The 16,028-nt window shown below is 64.1% G+C and carries 15 protein-coding genes; 5 read left to right on the top strand and 10 right to left on the bottom strand.

What is annotated here, in order from left to right; all coding sequences use genetic code 11:
• Window positions 1-135: 135 nt before the first annotated feature.
• Window positions 136-1,188 (top strand): phosphate ABC transporter substrate-binding protein PstS, encoded by a 1,053-nt coding sequence (gene pstS / locus AC3FLX_RS13230; protein ID WP_488697149.1) that lies wholly within the window; start codon window positions 136-138, stop codon window positions 1,186-1,188.
• Window position 1,189: 1 nt separating this feature from the next.
• Here the strand turns inward: pstS and AC3FLX_RS13225 are convergent, their stop codons facing one another.
• Window positions 1,190-2,128, bottom strand: coding sequence for a LysR family transcriptional regulator (locus tag AC3FLX_RS13225; RefSeq protein ID WP_488697147.1), 939 nt, complete (start codon window positions 2,126-2,128; stop codon window positions 1,190-1,192).
• A 107-nt stretch (window positions 2,129-2,235) separates the two neighbouring features.
• Here AC3FLX_RS13225 and AC3FLX_RS13220 point away from each other — a divergent pair, with 107 nt between their 5' ends.
• The 3 genes from AC3FLX_RS13220 to AC3FLX_RS13210 all read left to right on the top strand — a co-directional run bounded on the left by AC3FLX_RS13220 (window position 2,236) and on the right by AC3FLX_RS13210 (window position 4,648).
• A complete protein-coding gene (locus tag AC3FLX_RS13220; RefSeq protein WP_488697145.1) occupies window positions 2,236-3,030 on the top strand; it encodes an SDR family NAD(P)-dependent oxidoreductase in 795 nt (264 codons plus the stop codon).
• Window positions 3,031-3,109: 79 nt separating this feature from the next.
• Window positions 3,110-4,084: a Bug family tripartite tricarboxylate transporter substrate binding protein gene (locus tag AC3FLX_RS13215; protein WP_488697143.1), complete on the top strand. Its 975-nt coding sequence runs from the start codon at window positions 3,110-3,112 to the stop codon at window positions 4,082-4,084.
• A gap of 39 nt (window positions 4,085-4,123) precedes the next feature.
• Window positions 4,124-4,648 carry a carboxymuconolactone decarboxylase family protein gene (locus AC3FLX_RS13210; RefSeq protein WP_488697141.1) on the top strand — a complete coding sequence of 175 codons (525 nt, stop codon included), beginning with the start codon at window positions 4,124-4,126 and terminating at the stop codon, window positions 4,646-4,648.
• On the opposite strand, the gene AC3FLX_RS13205 is transcribed toward AC3FLX_RS13210, so the two are convergent.
• Together AC3FLX_RS13205 and AC3FLX_RS13200 are read right to left on the bottom strand one after the other, a co-directional pair.
• On the bottom strand, window positions 4,645-6,564 hold the full coding sequence (locus AC3FLX_RS13205) for a sensor histidine kinase (RefSeq protein WP_488697139.1): 1,920 nt from the start codon (window positions 6,562-6,564) through the stop codon (window positions 4,645-4,647). The two genes, AC3FLX_RS13210 and AC3FLX_RS13205, sit on opposite strands and share 4 nt — an antisense overlap.
• A complete protein-coding gene (locus tag AC3FLX_RS13200) occupies window positions 6,554-7,261 on the bottom strand; it encodes a response regulator transcription factor (RefSeq protein WP_488697137.1) in 708 nt (235 codons plus the stop codon). The genes AC3FLX_RS13205 and AC3FLX_RS13200 overlap by 11 nt, the downstream gene beginning before the upstream one ends.
• A gap of 231 nt (window positions 7,262-7,492) precedes the next feature.
• On the opposite strand from AC3FLX_RS13200, the gene AC3FLX_RS13195 reads away from it, so the two are divergent.
• Entirely contained in the window at window positions 7,493-8,851 is a 1,359-nt protein-coding gene (locus AC3FLX_RS13195; protein WP_488697135.1) for a hypothetical protein, read from the top strand.
• Window positions 8,852-8,979: 128 nt separating this feature from the next.
• Here the strand turns inward: AC3FLX_RS13195 and AC3FLX_RS13190 are convergent, their stop codons facing one another.
• The 7 genes from AC3FLX_RS13190 to flgA all read right to left on the bottom strand — a co-directional run bounded on the left by AC3FLX_RS13190 (window position 8,980) and on the right by flgA (window position 15,836).
• Complete coding sequence (locus AC3FLX_RS13190) at window positions 8,980-11,223, bottom strand: NADP-dependent isocitrate dehydrogenase (RefSeq protein ID WP_488697133.1); 2,244 nt, start codon at window positions 11,221-11,223, stop codon at window positions 8,980-8,982.
• Window positions 11,224-11,543: 320 nt separating this feature from the next.
• Window positions 11,544-12,443, bottom strand: a complete 900-nt coding sequence (locus AC3FLX_RS13185) for a YihY/virulence factor BrkB family protein (protein ID WP_488697131.1) — start codon at window positions 12,441-12,443, stop codon at window positions 11,544-11,546.
• Window positions 12,444-12,525: 82 nt separating this feature from the next.
• Entirely contained in the window at window positions 12,526-13,554 is a 1,029-nt protein-coding gene (locus tag AC3FLX_RS13180) for an FUSC family protein (protein WP_488697129.1), read from the bottom strand.
• Window positions 13,555-13,713: 159 nt separating this feature from the next.
• Window positions 13,714-13,884, bottom strand: coding sequence for a hypothetical protein (locus AC3FLX_RS13175; protein ID WP_488697127.1), 171 nt, complete (start codon window positions 13,882-13,884; stop codon window positions 13,714-13,716).
• Window positions 13,885-14,050: 166 nt separating this feature from the next.
• Window positions 14,051-14,515, bottom strand: a complete 465-nt coding sequence (locus AC3FLX_RS13170; RefSeq protein ID WP_488697125.1) for a flagellar protein FlgN — start codon at window positions 14,513-14,515, stop codon at window positions 14,051-14,053.
• A 7-nt stretch (window positions 14,516-14,522) separates the two neighbouring features.
• Complete coding sequence (gene flgM, locus AC3FLX_RS13165; RefSeq protein ID WP_488697123.1) at window positions 14,523-14,840, bottom strand: flagellar biosynthesis anti-sigma factor FlgM; 318 nt, start codon at window positions 14,838-14,840, stop codon at window positions 14,523-14,525.
• 240 nt (window positions 14,841-15,080) lie between these two features.
• Window positions 15,081-15,836 (bottom strand): flagellar basal body P-ring formation chaperone FlgA, encoded by a 756-nt coding sequence (gene flgA, locus AC3FLX_RS13160; RefSeq protein ID WP_488697121.1) that lies wholly within the window; start codon window positions 15,834-15,836, stop codon window positions 15,081-15,083.
• Between the last annotated feature and the right edge of the window lie 192 nt (window positions 15,837-16,028).

The following is a 16,028-nucleotide window of genomic DNA, read 5'->3' as shown; positions in this document are numbered from 1 at the left end:
TTTTTTGTGACAGTTCTTGAGCGTGCCAGTGCAACGAGCGCCATCTGCTAGCCTGAGTCAATAGGCTGGCGAGTGCATCGCGCTGACGCGCCGCCCGATCGTGCTCGGCAGCGCCCAGCAGAAGGAAGAACAATCATGGACCGATCACGCATCCAGGGCACCCTTCTGCGCAACGCCGCGCGAGCGCTTGCGATGGTGGCGCTGATCGCGCTGGGCGCCGGGGCATGGACGACGCAGGCGCGTGCCGAGGTGACCGGGGCCGGTTCGACGTTCGTCTATCCGCTCATGTCCAAATGGGCGGCCACGTACTACGCAAAGACGGGACAGCAGGTCAATTACCAGCCAGTGGGATCGGGCAACGGTATCCGGCAGATCAAGGCCGCCAGCGTCACGTTCGGCGCGACCGACATGCCACTCAAGCCGGACGAATTGCAGCGCGCGGGCCTGGCGCAGTTTCCGATCGTGGTCGGCGGCGTAGTGCCGGTGTTGAACCTGCCCGGTATCGCGCCGGGCCAGTTACGGATCACCGGCCCGCTGCTGGCGGCAATCTTCCAGGGGCGCGTCGCCAAGTGGAATGATCCCGGCATCGTGGCGATCAACCCGGGCGTGTCGTTGCCCGACATGCCCATCACCGTGGTCCATCGCAGCGACAGTTCCGGAACGACGTTCAACTGGACCGACTTTCTTTCGAAAGTCAGCCCCGAATGGAAAAGCGGCGTTGGTGCGGGCACAACAGTCAAATGGCCGATGGGCGTTGGCGCCAGCGGCAACGACGGCGTGGCGGTCTACATCCGCAACGTCAAGGGCGCGCTTGGCTACGTGGAGCTGACCTATGCGTTGCAGCGCAAGCTGCCTTATGCAGCGGTGCAGAACCGCGACGGACAGTATGTGCTGCCATCGCGTGAATCGTTCAGCGCGGCCGCGGCGGCGGCGGAGTGGAATCCGCAGCAGGACTTCTACCAGGTACTGACGAACCCTCCGGGCCAGGCGGTCTGGCCGATCACAGGCACGGTCTTCGTGCTGATGCCGCGCGGTCCCGGTACGCCGGCCGCCACGCGCGACGCGCTGGCATTCTTCCAGTGGGCGCTGATGGAAGGGCAGGCCGATGCGTTGGCCGAGAACTACGTGGCGCTGCCGGAGGGCGTGGTGACGCAGATCCGGGCGTACTGGGGGACGACGTTCAAGTAGCTCACGCGGGCGGCCAGATCCATTCCGGCTCCTGCTGTATGAGGCGGTCGGCGATCGCGCGCACTTCGATCATTGCCTGCGTGGCGATGCCCGACGCGGGCGATGCCTTGCGGCTCACGATCCCGAAGGAGCGCACCGGGCCGTCCACGATCCCGGCCACGAACATCCCCTTCAGTGACAGCAGCGGCATGATGCCAAGATAGGGCAGCACGGCAATGCCCAGCCCCTGCTTGACGAAGCCGGCAATCGTGCCGATCTGGTCGAGTTGCAGCTTGGGGCGAAACACCACGCCGCGCTGGAGGAATGCGGCGCTCATGTACTTCATGGCGGTACTGGCATCGGTCATGCTGATCAGTGGCAGATCGGCCAGGTCTTCCATTCGCGTTTGCTCGGTGAGCCGGCGGCGCCATGCGTGGGGTGCCAGCAGCACGAAGCGGTCGCGCAGAATTTCCTCGTAATGCAGATCGGGGTTTGACGGCGAAGCGGACGCCAGCGCGAAGCCCACCTGATAGTTGACCACGCGGCCCACCGCGGCCTGGTCCGCGCAATCGTGCACGGTGATATGGGGCTGCGGGTAGCGCTGCTCCAGCGCGGCACACACGCCGGGCAGCAACACATTGGCCAACGAGGGCAGTGCGGCCACGGCAAGCCGATGCGCTTCCTGCTCGGCCCGGTTCTGCATCTGCTTCAGGCCGGTATCGAACTCGCCGACGATGCGGCGCGCCAGCGGCACCAGTTGCTCGCCAGCCGGCGTCAGTCGAACGCTGCGCGTGGAACGCTCGAACAGCGCGACGGCCAGCGCGTCTTCCAGATCCTTCACGGTCTTGCTTAACGAAGGTTGCGTCACAAAGAACTGCTCGGCCGTCCGGCTGAAGTTCAACGACTGGGCCAGTGCCAGAAAGATGCGCAATTGGCGCGGCGTGACATTCATTCCCTGCATCTATCAATTTATCGGTAAATGGAATTTCCGCGATAAATGTAGCCTGCCTAGAATGGGCCGGCAAATTTCACGACAAGGACCGGTCCAGGACCGGCATGGAGACGCGGATGCTGGATCTGAATGGCAAGGTTGCGCTGGTAATGGGTTGCGGCGCGGTGGCCAAGGGCTGGGGCAATGGGCGCGCCACGGCGGTGCTGATGGCGCGCCAGGGCGCCAGCGTCTTCGGGACGGACCTGCATATCGACCATGCCGCGGAGACCCGTGACCTGATCCTGGCGGAAGGGTTCGATGCCGACGTCATGGCGTGCGACAGCACCAAGGCGGAGCAGGTGCAGCAGGCCGTGCAGGCATGCATGGCGAAGCATGGCCGCATCGACATTCTGGTCAACAACGTCGGCCTGTCCCAGCCGGGCGGCCCCGTCGACATGGATGAAGCGGTCTGGGACGCGCAGATGCAGGTCAACCTGAAGGGTGCCTTCCTGGGTTGCAAGCATGTGCTGCCGATCATGCAGCGGCAGGGTGGCGGGTCAGTGATCAACGTGGCATCGGTGGCCGGTTTGCGCTATGTGGGCAAGCCACAGGTGGCCTATGCCGCCGCCAAGGCGGGTCTGATGCATTTCACGCGGACCACGGCCGTGATTCACGCGCCCGACAACATCCGCCTCAACTGCGTGGTGCCGGGGCTCATGCATACGCCGTTGATCGAAGGGCTGGCCGCCAAATACGCGAAAGGCGATACCGACGGATTTATCGCGCACCGCAACAACCAGGTGCCGATGAAGCGCATGGGCGACGGCTGGGATACCGCGCATGCCGTGCTGTTCCTGGCAGCGGATGAAAGCCGCTATGTCACCGGCACGGAGATCGTGGTCGACGGCGGACTGGTGGCCGCCACGCGCTGACGGGCCGGCGCCCATCCCCTATTTGCACGGACGGACCGCAGAGTCCGCCAGCATCCAGCGATAACAACAGGAGACAACGATGACATGCATTTCCCGGCGTCTGTTTGGTGCCGCCGCGCTCGCGGCGGCGATGCTTGGCGTGGGACCCACGTGGGCGCAGCAGTCGTATCCGAATCAGCCGATACGCCTGATCGTGCCGTTCGCGCCCGGCGGCGCCGTGGACCAGACCGCGCGCACGATTTCGAACGCGCTGGGCAAGCAGCTTGGGCAATCGGTGGTCATCGAGAACAAGCCGGGTGCAAGCGGGTCGCTTGGCGCAGGCGACCTGGCCCGTGCCAAGCCGGACGGCTACACGCTGATGCTGGCGCTCGATTCGCAGGCGGTGAATCACTACACGGTGAAGAACCTGCGCTTCGATACGTTCACATCGTTCGACTATCTGAGCCTGCTGGTGACCACGCCACAGGTGCTGGTCGTGCGTAGCGACCTGCCGGTCAAGAGCCTCGATCAGCTGGTGACCTATCTGAAGGCGCACCCCGAGTCGTCGTATGGGTCCGCTGGCACCGCGTCGGCAGGGCACGTGAACAGCGCCCAACTCAATATCGCGAAGCAGTTGTCGACCACGCATATTCCGTACAAGGGGGCCGCGCCGCTGCTGACCGATCTGCTCGGCGGGCATATCCAGTACGCGTTTGCCGGGCTGTCGGTAATGCTGCCGCACATCCAGGCAGGCAAGGTGCGCGCGTTGGCAGTCAGCTCGCCCAAGCGGTCGGCGATGTTGCCGGACGTGCCGACGATGAGCGAGTCGATCCCGGGCTTCGAATATCCGACGTGGATCGGCCTGGTCGCGCCCAAGGGTTTGCCGTCCGACGTGCGCGAGAAAATCCTGACCGCCACGCGCGAGGTCATGCATGATCCCGAGGTGTCGAAGCGGTTCGGCGAAAACGCGTTCGATATCGTCAACAACTCGCCCGAGGCATTCTCCGCGCGCGTGAAAAAGGACTCGGACGTGATGTCCGATCTGGTCAAGCGCAAGATCATCGTGGCGGAATAACGGGCCGGGCAACTCAGAAACACAGGAGCGCAATTCGCAATGGCAAACATTCCTTATGCCGATCTCTCGGACCCGGCGGTGCGTCCGCTGGTGGACCGCATCACCGCGGAGCGCGGCGGCGTGCTGCATCTGTACCAGATGCTGCTGCACGCGCCGCCGGTGGCGGAAGGCTGGCTGACCTACCTGACGGCGATCCGGCAGAAGTCCACGCTGCCCGGCGCGTTGCGCGAACTGGTGATCATGCGCGTGGCCATTCTCAATGGCGCACCGTACGAGGCAGATCAGCACGCGCCGATCGCGATTCGGGAAGGCATGACGCAGGCGCAGCTCGACGACCTGCCGGCATGGCAGGACAGCACACTGTTCGATGAAACGGAGCGCGCCGTGCTGGCCTATACCGACACCATGACGCGCAATATCCAGGTGGAGGCGCCGGTGTTCGAAGCCATCCGCCAGCGCTTTTCGCATCGGCACCTGATTGAACTGACGGCAACGGTAGCGGCCTACAACATGGTGTCGCGCTTTCTGGAAGCGCTACAGGTGCATTCGCACGACGCGCGCTAGCGTTGTACCGTCGCCGGGCGTGCAACGGCAAGCTGGAGGGCAAACCAGGTGCCGTGCGCGTCGGTTTGCCAGCCGATCGTGGCGTCGATGGCCTGGGCCCGACGGTGCAGGTTGACGAGTCCGCGCCCCGCCGACGTGGGTGAGACCGTGGCCGGGTCGAACGGCGCGCCATTGTCATGGACGCGCACCATGACCACGCCATCGACCACATAGGTCTGGACGCGGATCACGGTGGCGTTGCCGTGCTTCAGGATATTCGTGAAGACTTCCTGCAGAATCCGCAGCACGTGCAACGCGCCTTGCGGGTCCAGCCATTGCAGCGGCGGCACATCTTCCACTTCCCATGCCAGCGTGATACCGGCGGCTTCCAGCCGGGGGCCGAGCCGATAGCGCAGCGTGGCCAGCAGCAGAAGCAGGTCCGCGGAATCCGGCTCCAGCGAATCGATGGTGAGCTTCAGGTCGTCGATGCACTCGCGCAGCAACTGCGCGACGTCGACCGATGCATTGCGTTGTTCCACCACGCGAAGCGCACTCATCAGAGAAGAACCAAGCCCGTCGTGCATGTCTTCCAGCAGGCGCTGGCGCTCGTGGGCGAGCGTTTCGCGGCGCTCGATCTCGCGCAGCTGCCGATGGCTTTCGTTGAGTTCGGCTTCGCGTTGTGCCAGCCGGATCGACAGGCCGGCGTTGAGCTGCGCCACCTGATCCAGCGCGCCGATATAGCGGCGGTACATCAGGTACATGAACAACAACAGCTGCACGCAGCCCAGATACGAGAGCAGGTAGATGCCTTCGATGCTGATGCGGTAGTTCTGCAGCAGCACATCGTGCACAGCGATGGGCGTGCTCATCGCGTTCCAGATCGAAAACATCAACGCCTCGCGCGAGCGCGCGCGCCATGCGGCTTGCAGCGCGGCGATCGAAGCGGTGAGGTTCAGGCAGACCAGCAGCAGCTGCGAGAGCGGGAAAAGGAACACCGCGTGCGTCAGCCATGACAGCGGCAAGGTGCTGGTGGCCAGGAAGACCACCACGCAGATCAGGCCCGCCTCAAGCCGGCGGTAGCGGACATCGAGGTAACGGAAGATGAAGACGTAGCACGTCAGGATAAGCCACGCGATGCTGTTGAATGCCAGCCAGCTGAACCATGCCTCGGGAATCGGTAGCGGGTCCTCTCCCACGAGGTATTGAAGCGTATGCAGGAAGTAACTGGCCGCCGCCAGGAAGCACAGCAGATAGCGGGATTCCGTGCGCCGCCTTTGCCAGATCATCAGCGAGAAGATGCCGATGGCCAGCAGTGCGCCGCTGGATAAGTACGGGAACTGCGTCTGCAGGAAACTGCGCAATGCATAGCGCCATAGCAATTGCCCGTTGGTGCCAATCCATATCGACGACAGCGCACCGCCAACCTGACCGGACACGTCCATGCGCACGACGATCTCATGCGGCGCATGCCCCAGCGGAATCCAGAGCGGATAGTTGTAGCTGTTCCAGACCGGTCCTGCCCGCGAGTGCCAGAGCAACTTGCCGTCGGCGTAGACCGCAAGGCGGCCGACCGTCTGCCAGCGCGGCGCGTAGAGATAGAGCGCGGTCCCGGCATTGGCCGCGCCAACGGCATCGGGCATTTGCAGCCGCACCCATACCGTGTTCACGCTGCCGGTATCGAGTGCATCGGGCGTGATCTGCCGAGGCACGACGAACGGCAAGGGCGTCTGCTCCCACGACCCTGATGCCGCAGGCATCTCCAGTTGCATCGGCGGTGCGTCGAGCGAACCGTTCGGCGTGATGCGCATCTGCGCGCTGCTGAACTGCAGCGGTAGTTCGTCTGCAAGCGCGGCGGAGAAGATGCTTGCACCGACGATGGAGATCGCCACTTGCAGCGCGAAGGATAACCATCCGCGCACGATGCGTTCAGCGGTCATCGAGCAGCCCCTGCGTGCGTGCCACGTTGATGGCTTCCACTTTAGAGTGCACGTCGAGTTTGACGTAGATGCGGCGCACGTAGGTCAGCAACGTATGACGCGATACGCCCAGTCGCTGAGCGATCTCGTCATGCGAGAAACCGCGCGTGATATCCGTTAGCACCTGGTATTCGCGCGGTGACAGCGCGGCGGTGGGCGTGGCGGATTGCGGCGACGGCTGCGGTGGCGCGGGCGCTTCCGATACCGGCGCACGCATGCGCATCAGCACCTGTCGCGCAATCAGCGGACTCATCGGACTGCCACCAAGGTGCAGCGACCGCAGTTCGCGCACGATGTCGGCGGCGCTGCTGTCCTTGAGCAGATAGCCGGTAGCGCCCGCGGCAATCGATCGCATGACGTGGGATTCGTCTCCGAACACCGTGGCAACCATGATTTCGCAGCGCGGCCACGCGGCGCGGGCGGCGTGGATGGCATCGATGCCGGAGCCGTCGGGCAGGCCGAGGTCTACCACCAGGATGTCCGCCGGCGCCGCGTCGCGCAGCATCGCCAGGCCGGTTTGGAGCGTGGCGGCCGTACCGGCCGTGCGCATGTCGGTCGCACCGGCCAGCGCCTGCATGAATGCGGCACTGAAGCGCGGATCGTCGTCGATCAGGGCAACACGGATGACTGCGGGCGAATGGGAAGGGGCTGTCGTCACGGGGCGTCGGCTGCGAAATCGTCGGGGCTGTGCACGATACAGGCAGCGGCCCGTGCAACCGCGTGGTCCCCACGCAAGAGGGGGGGCGGCTTCATGTCACGTATTCGAGGGACATACACGCCGCGAGGATCAAGCTACGATCCGCCCGAATTGTTGCACGCGTTGCGCGGATGCGAAACCACGGCGCAAAACGTGCATGCAGCAAAACAACAGACGGGGAAGGGGTGCAACATGAAGATTGCGACAACGCAACGGGTGTTGGGTGCTTTGGCCATCAGCGTGGTCTTGGCAGCGTGTGGCGGCGGTGACGGCGCTGGCAGTGTGGCCGACAGCAGCACGGGCAATGGGTCCACGGGCAATGGATCCACGGGCGGCAGCGGCGGGGGCGGGGGTAGCGGCGGCAGCGGCAGTGGCGGCAGTGGCGGGGGAACGGTCACGCCAACTGCCGTCACGTACATGGGTGTGATCAGCTTCGGGGACACGATCGCCGTCACGCTCGATGCGCCCGCATCCGGCAAGTTGAAGATCCGCTTTGCGGATTCCACATTCGGGCTGGCTGGCACGCTGGTGGGGGACTATGCGAAGGCCGGTGCGATCTATACCGTCAGCAACCTGGTGGAAGATGGCGCCGATCCGCCGCCCGCGTTCGTCTCCGCTGTGTTGGGATCGATCACGGCGACTTTCTCGGTGTCCGGCACGACGCTCACCGGAGAGATCGCGGGGCTGCCCAGGCAGCTCGGGGGCGGCAAGCTGTCGGGCCACGTCACGGCCAGCACCGTATCGACGGCGCCGACCGTCGCCAGCCTGGCCGGCATGTACTCGTTCATGCGAACGCAGTCGACATACGTCACCAGTTCAGGAAATCTCCAGGCGCAGTACGGCATGGTTGGGCAGACGCTCGTCGACGCCAATGGGTCCGTGCGCATGTGCCAGTTCAGCACCTACAGCGATACATGCGGCGGGATGCTGACGGGTACGCTCTCATTGGCCGACCAGACGCGCTATCCCGGTGCCTATGATCTGACGATGGCCGGCAAGCGGTGGGGCCGCGTGTTTCCTCTGCTGGCCGACGGCGTGCAGACGCTGTATTTCGACCACAACCAGCGCGATGGCGTTGGCAACCAGATAACCGGGGCTGGGGTGTTCCGTCCCGTGCAGACGCTCACGGCCGGGCAGGTGGCTGGCACATGGACGTGCTCGCAGCCGGGCGTGGCATCCGCGCAGGTGTCTGGTATCGGCATGCCGATTGCGCTCGACGGCACGATCCAGACCGAGACACTGACGATTTCCGCCGATGGCACGATCCTCGGCAGCAAGTCGGGCCTGCCGGCCCTGCTGGCATCGAACGTTGCCGGCAACCTGCTGGGGTCGGCGGCGATGCCGACCGCCATGCCCGGCGCGATGTCCACCAACTGGCTCGTCGAGCCACCGCTGCCGGCGGGTGTTCGCGCGCAGGTGTTCATGCCGGTCGGCGCGAACACGATGGCCTATTTTGCCGAGGTGAAAGGCGTTGCGGAAATTCTGGTCGATGGGGTGCCCACGCCGCGGGCCTGGACGTATGTAGCGCCTGGCACGTGCACGAGAGGATGAGCTGACGGGCCGGATATAAAACGGCAGGACGAAAAAACGCCCCGGAGCATTGCTGCTCCGGGGCGTTTCCTTTTGTCCGTACCACACGTGCGGGCCGCCGTGGCCGCCCGCATGCGTGACATCGGGACTTAGCCCTTCACGGCTTCCAGCGCGGCGTTCAGCGTCTTGCTGGGGCGCATCACGGCTTCCAGCTTGGCGGCGTCCGGCATGTAGTAGCCGCCGATCTCCACCGGCTTGCCCTGCACGTCGCCCAGTTCGCCGATGATGGTCTTCTCGTTTGCCGTCAGCGTCTTGGCCAGCGGTGCAAACGTCTTTGCCAGGTCGGCGTCTTCCGTTTGCGCGGCCAGTTCCTGTGCCCAGTACATGGCCAGGTAGAACTGGCTGCCACGGTTGTCGAGCTGGCCGGTCTTCGGCGACGGGCTCTTGGCGTTGTCCAGCAGCTTGCCGGTTGCGGCGTCCAGCGTCTTGGCCAGTACCTTGGCGCGGTTGTTGCCCGACTTGATGCCCAGCTCTTCCAGCGACACGGCCAGGGCCAGGAACTCGCCCAGCGAATCCCAGCGCAGGTGGTTCTCTTCCACCAGCTGCTGCACGTGCTTCGGTGCCGAACCGCCAGCACCCGTTTCGTACATGCCGCCACCGGCCATCAGCGGCACGATCGACAGCATCTTGGCGCTGGTGCCCAGTTCCATGATCGGGAACAGGTCGGTCAGGTAGTCGCGCAGGATGTTGCCGGTCACCGAGATGGTGTCCAGGCCGCGGATCACGCGCTCCAGCGTGTAACGCATGGCGCGGACCTGCGACATGATATGGATTTCCAGACCGCTGATGTCGTAGTCCTTCAGGTAGGTTTCCACCTTCTTGATCAGCTCGGCCTCGTGCGGACGGTACGGGTCCAGCCAGAACACAGCCGGCATGCCCGAGTTGCGGGCGCGCGTGACGGCCAGCTTCACCCAGTCGCGGATCGGTGCGTCCTTGACCTGGCACATGCGCCAGATGTCGCCCTGCTCGACCTGCTGCGTCAGCGCCGTCAGCACTTCACCAGTGGCGTTGTCGACGATGCGGGCTTCGCCGTCTTCGGCGATCTCGAAGGTCTTGTCGTGCGAACCGTACTCTTCAGCCTTCTGCGCCATCAGGCCGACGTTCGGCACCGTGCCCATCGTCACCGGGTCAAACGCGCCGTTGGTCTTGCAGAAGTTGATGATTTCCTGATAGATGCGGGCGAAGGTCGATTCCGGGATCAGGCACTTCGTGTCCTTGGTGCGGCCGTCGGCGCCCCACATCTTGCCGCCGATACGGATCATGGCGGGCATCGAAGCATCGACGATCACGTCGTTCGGCGCGTGCAGGTTCGAGATACCCTTGGCCGAGTCCACCATCGCCAGTTCCGGGCGATGTTCGTGGCAGGCGTGCATGTCGCGGATGACTTCTTCCTTCTTCGACTCGGGCAGCGCTTCGATCTTGGTGTACAGGTCCACCAGGCCGTTGTTCACGTTCACGCCCAGTTCGTCGAACAGCTTCTGGTGCTTGGCGAAGGCATCCTTGTAGAAGACCTTGACGGCGTGGCCGAACACGATCGGGTGCGACACCTTCATCATCGTCGCCTTGACGTGCAGGCTCAGCATGACGCCGGTCTTGCGCGCGTCTTCCATCTGGTCTTCATAGAAGGCCAGCAGGGCTTTCTTGCTCATGAACATGCTGTCGATGACCTCGCCGTCCTGCAGCGCGACCTTCGGCTTCAGCACGATGGTCTTGCCGCTCTTGGTCACCAGTTCCATGCGCACTTCGCGCGCGCGGTCCAGCGTGATCGACTTTTCGCCGTGGTAGAAGTCGCCGTGCTTCATGTGGGCCACGTGCGTGCGCGAGGCCATGCTCCACTCGCCCATGCTGTGCGGGTGCTTGCGGGCGTAGTTCTTGACGGCGGCGGGGGCGCGGCGGTCGGAGTTGCCTTCGCGCAGCACCGGGTTCACGGCGCTGCCCAGCACCTTCGAGTAGCGCTTCTGGATCGCGCGCTCTTCGTCGGTCTTCGGATCTTCGGGGAAGTCGGGGATCTTGTAGCCCTTCGACTGCAGTTCCTTGATCGCGCTGATCAGCTGGAACACCGAGGCGCTGATGTTCGGCAGCTTGATGATGTTGGTGTCCGGGTCCTGCGTCAGGCGGCCCAGCTCGGCCAGGTTGTCCGGCACGCGCTGTTCTTCGGTCAGGAATTCGGAAAATTCGCCCAGGATACGGCCAGCCACCGAGATGTCGCTGGTTTCGACGTTCACGCCGGCGGGGCCGGTGAACGTGCGGATGATGGGCAGGAAGGCACTGGTGGCCAGCAGCGGAGCTTCGTCGGTCAGGGTGTAGATGATGGTGGGCTGCTGGTTACTCATCGCTTATCTCGCATCAAATTCGGGGTTGGGAAATGCCCCGCCCGGGTCGCGGTTCGAGGCAAGACTCGAATTTTGCCTGATTTTGCATGGCGGAGGTGCAATCCTTCATGTGAAATTTGTGTGCTGCATACATAGGCATCCAGCCATGAATTGCGCATCTTTCCGTCTTTGTCCGGCAATAGCATTCAAAATCATCAATTTAGGTCGGATTCTGGATCTAGCAAAATTCTCGATTCTTATGTCTTATAGAAGAGTTGGAGTGGGATGGTCGGGTATGTGCGACCGTGAAATGCTTTTTAAAGCACTTTTCGCCGTGGAGATCAGGTATGGAACTTCCCGGCCTCGGTGGCGGGATGGAGCGGCTCGCCGCCCCGCTCGAAATCCGCAATGATCTGCGCGCCGAACAGCAGCAGCGTGGCGGCGATTTCCAGGCTAAGCAGCACCACGATGGCCGTGGTCAGCGATCCATAGACCTTGCCCACCTGGGAGAGCGTCGAAAAGTACCAGACCAGCACATGGCGCGAGATTTCCCACAGCACGGCGGCGAAAACCGCGCCGACCAGCGCATGCCGCACCGATAACCGGCCAACCGGCATGACCAGATAGATCGACGTCAGCAACAGGATTTCGCCCAGAAAGCCAAGAAGGTAGAGCAGCGAGCCCGACAGGCGGTCCAGCGACCAGTCATGCCCCAGCACTTCAAGATGCCGGGCCCCGACGGTCTGCAGGCCGCCGGCCACCACGGTCACGATCAGCAGCCCGATGCTGAGTACGAGGATGTAGCAGTAGGGCAGGATGGCGGAAACCAGGAAGTGCCGGCGGCGGATGGCCACCCGGTGGACAAAGATCACCGACATGGCGTTTTCCAGCACCGTGAACGCCAGCGAGCTGAAGAAGATCATCGTGATGGCCAGAACCCAGCCGATGACCCCTCGATTGTTCAGAAATCGCGCCAGCTCCGTGACGAGCGCGTGTGACTGCCCCGGCAGCAGCCATTCCAGGTAGCGCTCAAGCGTTTCCAGCAGTTCGATGGGGTCGGCCACCTGGGACAGCCCGATCAGCATCAGGATCAGCAGCGGCACGATGGACAGCAGCGCGTAGTAGGCCACGGCGCCGGCCAGCAACAGGCCCTGGTTGGCGCGGAAGTGAACCAGCGCATTGAGCAGGAATCGGCCTGGATGCCGCAGCACCAGGCGAAGGCGGGTGTCGAGCAGTTGCATGGGCAGTTACATGCCGCTGTCTGGCTTCCTCCGACCGCTCTTCCATGCGTAGGATAGGGGCCAGACGAGGCAGCGCAATCCGTCAGCGAACCCCGTACGGGAACTTCGTCTGCGCGGCCATTTGCGAAAGGTGATCGCGCAGGTGGGCCAGTTCGGCGGACAGTTGCAATGTCAGGAACGCATACGAGCTGTGGCCAATCGATGGGTCATCAGGGTGCGGCGATGGTAGCGACGCGTGCTGGTGCACCATCGATTCGTCGGCGGCTTCGAGTGCCGAAGCCATTTCCAGCAGCAGGTCGCGGATATTGCGTTCGTCGCCGCTTGAGTCGGTGGCGTCGGGGTCGATGGCGGCCAGCATCTCCAGTGCGCTGATGCAGACGCGGGCGCTGTGCTGCACCTCTTCCAGATCGGCGGGCGGCACATCCGTTTCCTTGGCTACCGACGGAATCAGGCTGCGCATCTGCACCAGGAGATTCGACAGCTTCATCATGTCCTGCTGCCGTTCCTTTTCGTCGCGCTGGCCCCGCTCGATCTTGGCGTGCACCGCCGCGCAGCCGCGTAGCAGGCTGGCAAGCTTGAAGCGCCACGAGTACGACGCATAGGCTGGGAATGCAAACGAGAAGACCAGGGCGATGGCGGTGCCGATCAGCACATCCACGGTACGCCACAGCGCGTCGTAGACATTCTGCTCGCCATGCCCGGCGGTGATGACCACGGTCACCGCGGCCAGCAGCGCGATATATCCGCCCTTGCCCACGGCGTGATAGGCGCAATAGCCGCAGATCACGGCCATCAGCCCCCAGGTCAGCATCGGTATGCCGAAATAGTTTTCCTGGATGATCAGAAACAGGCCGATAAGCGCGCCAATCACCGTGCCCGCCCCGCGCTCGGCGGCACGGCGGCGGATATTGCCGTGGTGCTGAAGTCCGCCGATGACCACGAGAACGGTAATGGTTGCCCATTCACCGTGTGGGATGTTGATGCCGGTGGTGAGCGCAATCGATGCCAGCAAGGCCAGCGCCACGCGCGTGGCGTGGAAGATGCGGGCTTGCCGGAATCGTCGGTCGGGGTCGAACAGCGCGCTGGTTGTTTTTCGCAGGGCCTCGAACATGGCGGCGATCACCGTGCGGAGATCTGAACGCTTCGAGTGTATAGAGCGAGACCCATGTTCCGCAATGTTTACATTCCGCGCGGACGGCAATTGAGTTGGCCGGGCCAGGCACGGCGGATTGGATTCAATGCCCACGGCAGCGTGGCCCTGGCGCGGCGATCAGGAAGGATCTTTGGCGCGTGTGCGCGACACGGCCGTCATGATGCCGATACCGAGCACGATCACGCAGGCGATGCCGATGTAGACGTGGGCGATGCCCGCGACTGAGAGGCCCCACGCGATGCCGCCGACCAGCACCAGAAGCCCGATCACATAAAGCAGAAATGACATGGCTGTACCTCCGGACATTGTTGTGATTACCGGACGTCACACCGCTGCGTGCGTTGCAATGGCAGCGGGTGGCTCAGTGTCAATGTAGGGAGGATGCCGATCGCGCGCGATCAGGCGATGGCCGAGCCTGACGTAGGCAGGCTCTGACGCGGCAGGACGGTGGCGGTCAGCCGGCCGCCAGGCTCACGCCGCCGGCAGTGGCCTGGGCCTTGCCGTCGCGGCCGTACATTTCGTTGGCGGTCATGCCGCCCTGGCGCAGTACCTGGATGGCTTCCTGCGTGAATTCCAGATGGGCATTGACGATGGCGCCGTTCAGTTCGTTGGCGTCCTTGGCCTTGTGGGCAAAGAACACCACCTTGCGCCATGCCTCGGCAACGGCAGGCTCCACCTCGCGGCCCACCAGCAGGCCGCCTTCGCCCGCGCGCAGGCCGAGCGCAATCATCTGCGCCTCGCGTGTGGCCGTGGCGCGCGTCAGCGCCTGGGCCAGTTCCATCTTCTTGTTGAGCAGGTCGCTCAATGCCTGGAAATCCTGCTGCTTGATGGCATCGCGCTCTTCTGCAAGCGTGCGGCCAAAGGCGGCAATGGCGTTGGCTTCAACCGAAAGGGACTGGATCAGGGCTGCTTGGCTCATTTCAGGTTCAGGATTGGGGGCCGCCCTGGCTCAGCTCGTGCAGTGACGCGAGCAAGCCATCGGCGATCTTGCTTGGATCGATCTTGATCCGGCCTTCCGCAATCGCCTGACGGACTTCCGCCACCTTGGCGGCATCGATGTCGCTGTCGCTGTCTTGCAGCAGACGCGCACCGATATCACGAACCTGCGCGGCCAGCGGACTGACGCGCACGCCGGTCAGGGCGGAAGGATCCGTCAACGTGGCGCCGTTGGCCGCCTGGCGGGCGTTGCCATCGGTAGCCGCGGTGTCGGCGGGCCGGGACGGAGTGGAGTTGTTGATCTTCACGGTGAAATCCTTGCTGGGTTCGTCTGGTTTATCGACCTTTGCGCCGGAAACTTTAGCTATGTTTCATGCGAATTCGGGTCGACTCCGGAGCGGGCAGCCGGCATTCTCGCACGGTCCGCCAACGCCGCTGTGGATGGCCACGTCCTGTTGCTCTTCCGGGGATCCCAGCCCGTGTGATGACTAACTTCCCACGACTGCTGAAACTGCAATCAATGTGATGCCTGTGACGCTTACGGGTAACTACTGAAGCACCACGGTGTCACCGCTGCGCACCACGCCACTCACTACCTGGCCATTGCGCAGCCGTACCTGCACGGCGTTACCGGTGGCGGCGTCGGTCAGTACCTTGCCTTCGCTGCTCAGTTGGAACGAATCGCCTTCCACGGTCACGTTGACGGTCTGGCCGGACTTGACGGCGATTGGCCGTTTGATCAGGTCCGTGCGCATCGGCGATCCGGCCGCGATGCGGTTGGCGACGACCGTGCCGTCCACCTGCGATGGGTCCGTCACCACGGCACGCGGCAACGAGCCCAGGTCGCCCTGGCGCACTTCCAGATCGGCCGCGGTGATGGTTTCGCCGGGCGACATCGCACGGCCGGCCACGTAGTAGTCGGTCAGCACTGCCACGCGGGCCTGCATGTAGCGCGTCCAGGGACGCTCGCCGCCACAGCGCAGGCCGACGTTGACGCGGCCGTACGGCGCGGCGCCAGCCGGCAGGAACGGCTCGGGGTTGACGCATTCAGGCGCGCGGCCGCCGGACGGCGGCACCACCTGCACGCTGACCTTGCCCGGCAGTCCATTGGACTGGCGCAGCAGGAACTGCTCGACGGCCACGCGCGCGGGATCGTCGTTGGCAAAAGGATTCTGGGCGGCCTGCGCATGCGCGGCACCCGGCGGGGCCACCGGCGTGACCTGGGCGGGCGCGGCCGAAGCCGGGCTGGTCAGCGCAACGCTGGCCAGCGCCATCAGCACGGCGGCCTGGCGATTGAAAGTCATAGGGTCATCCCAGCAAGGATGAGACGGCAGCGGACGCCGGCGCCTGTGGTGGTGTTTACCCCGCAGGGCGCCCGGCACGCGATGCCGTCGCACAACAGTTGAACATCGGTAAATGCTGCGGAACGTCGCGCCCACCGTGAACGGGGCGGTGTCCCGCGCTGACCGCCGGGCCTTGTGTGGCGCGCCCTGGCG

It is taken from the genome of Cupriavidus sp. 291-E7 (genome assembly GCF_057798835.1).
Note: the sequence above shows the minus strand (reverse complement) of the source record. Positions and strands in the feature narration are given on the sequence as shown.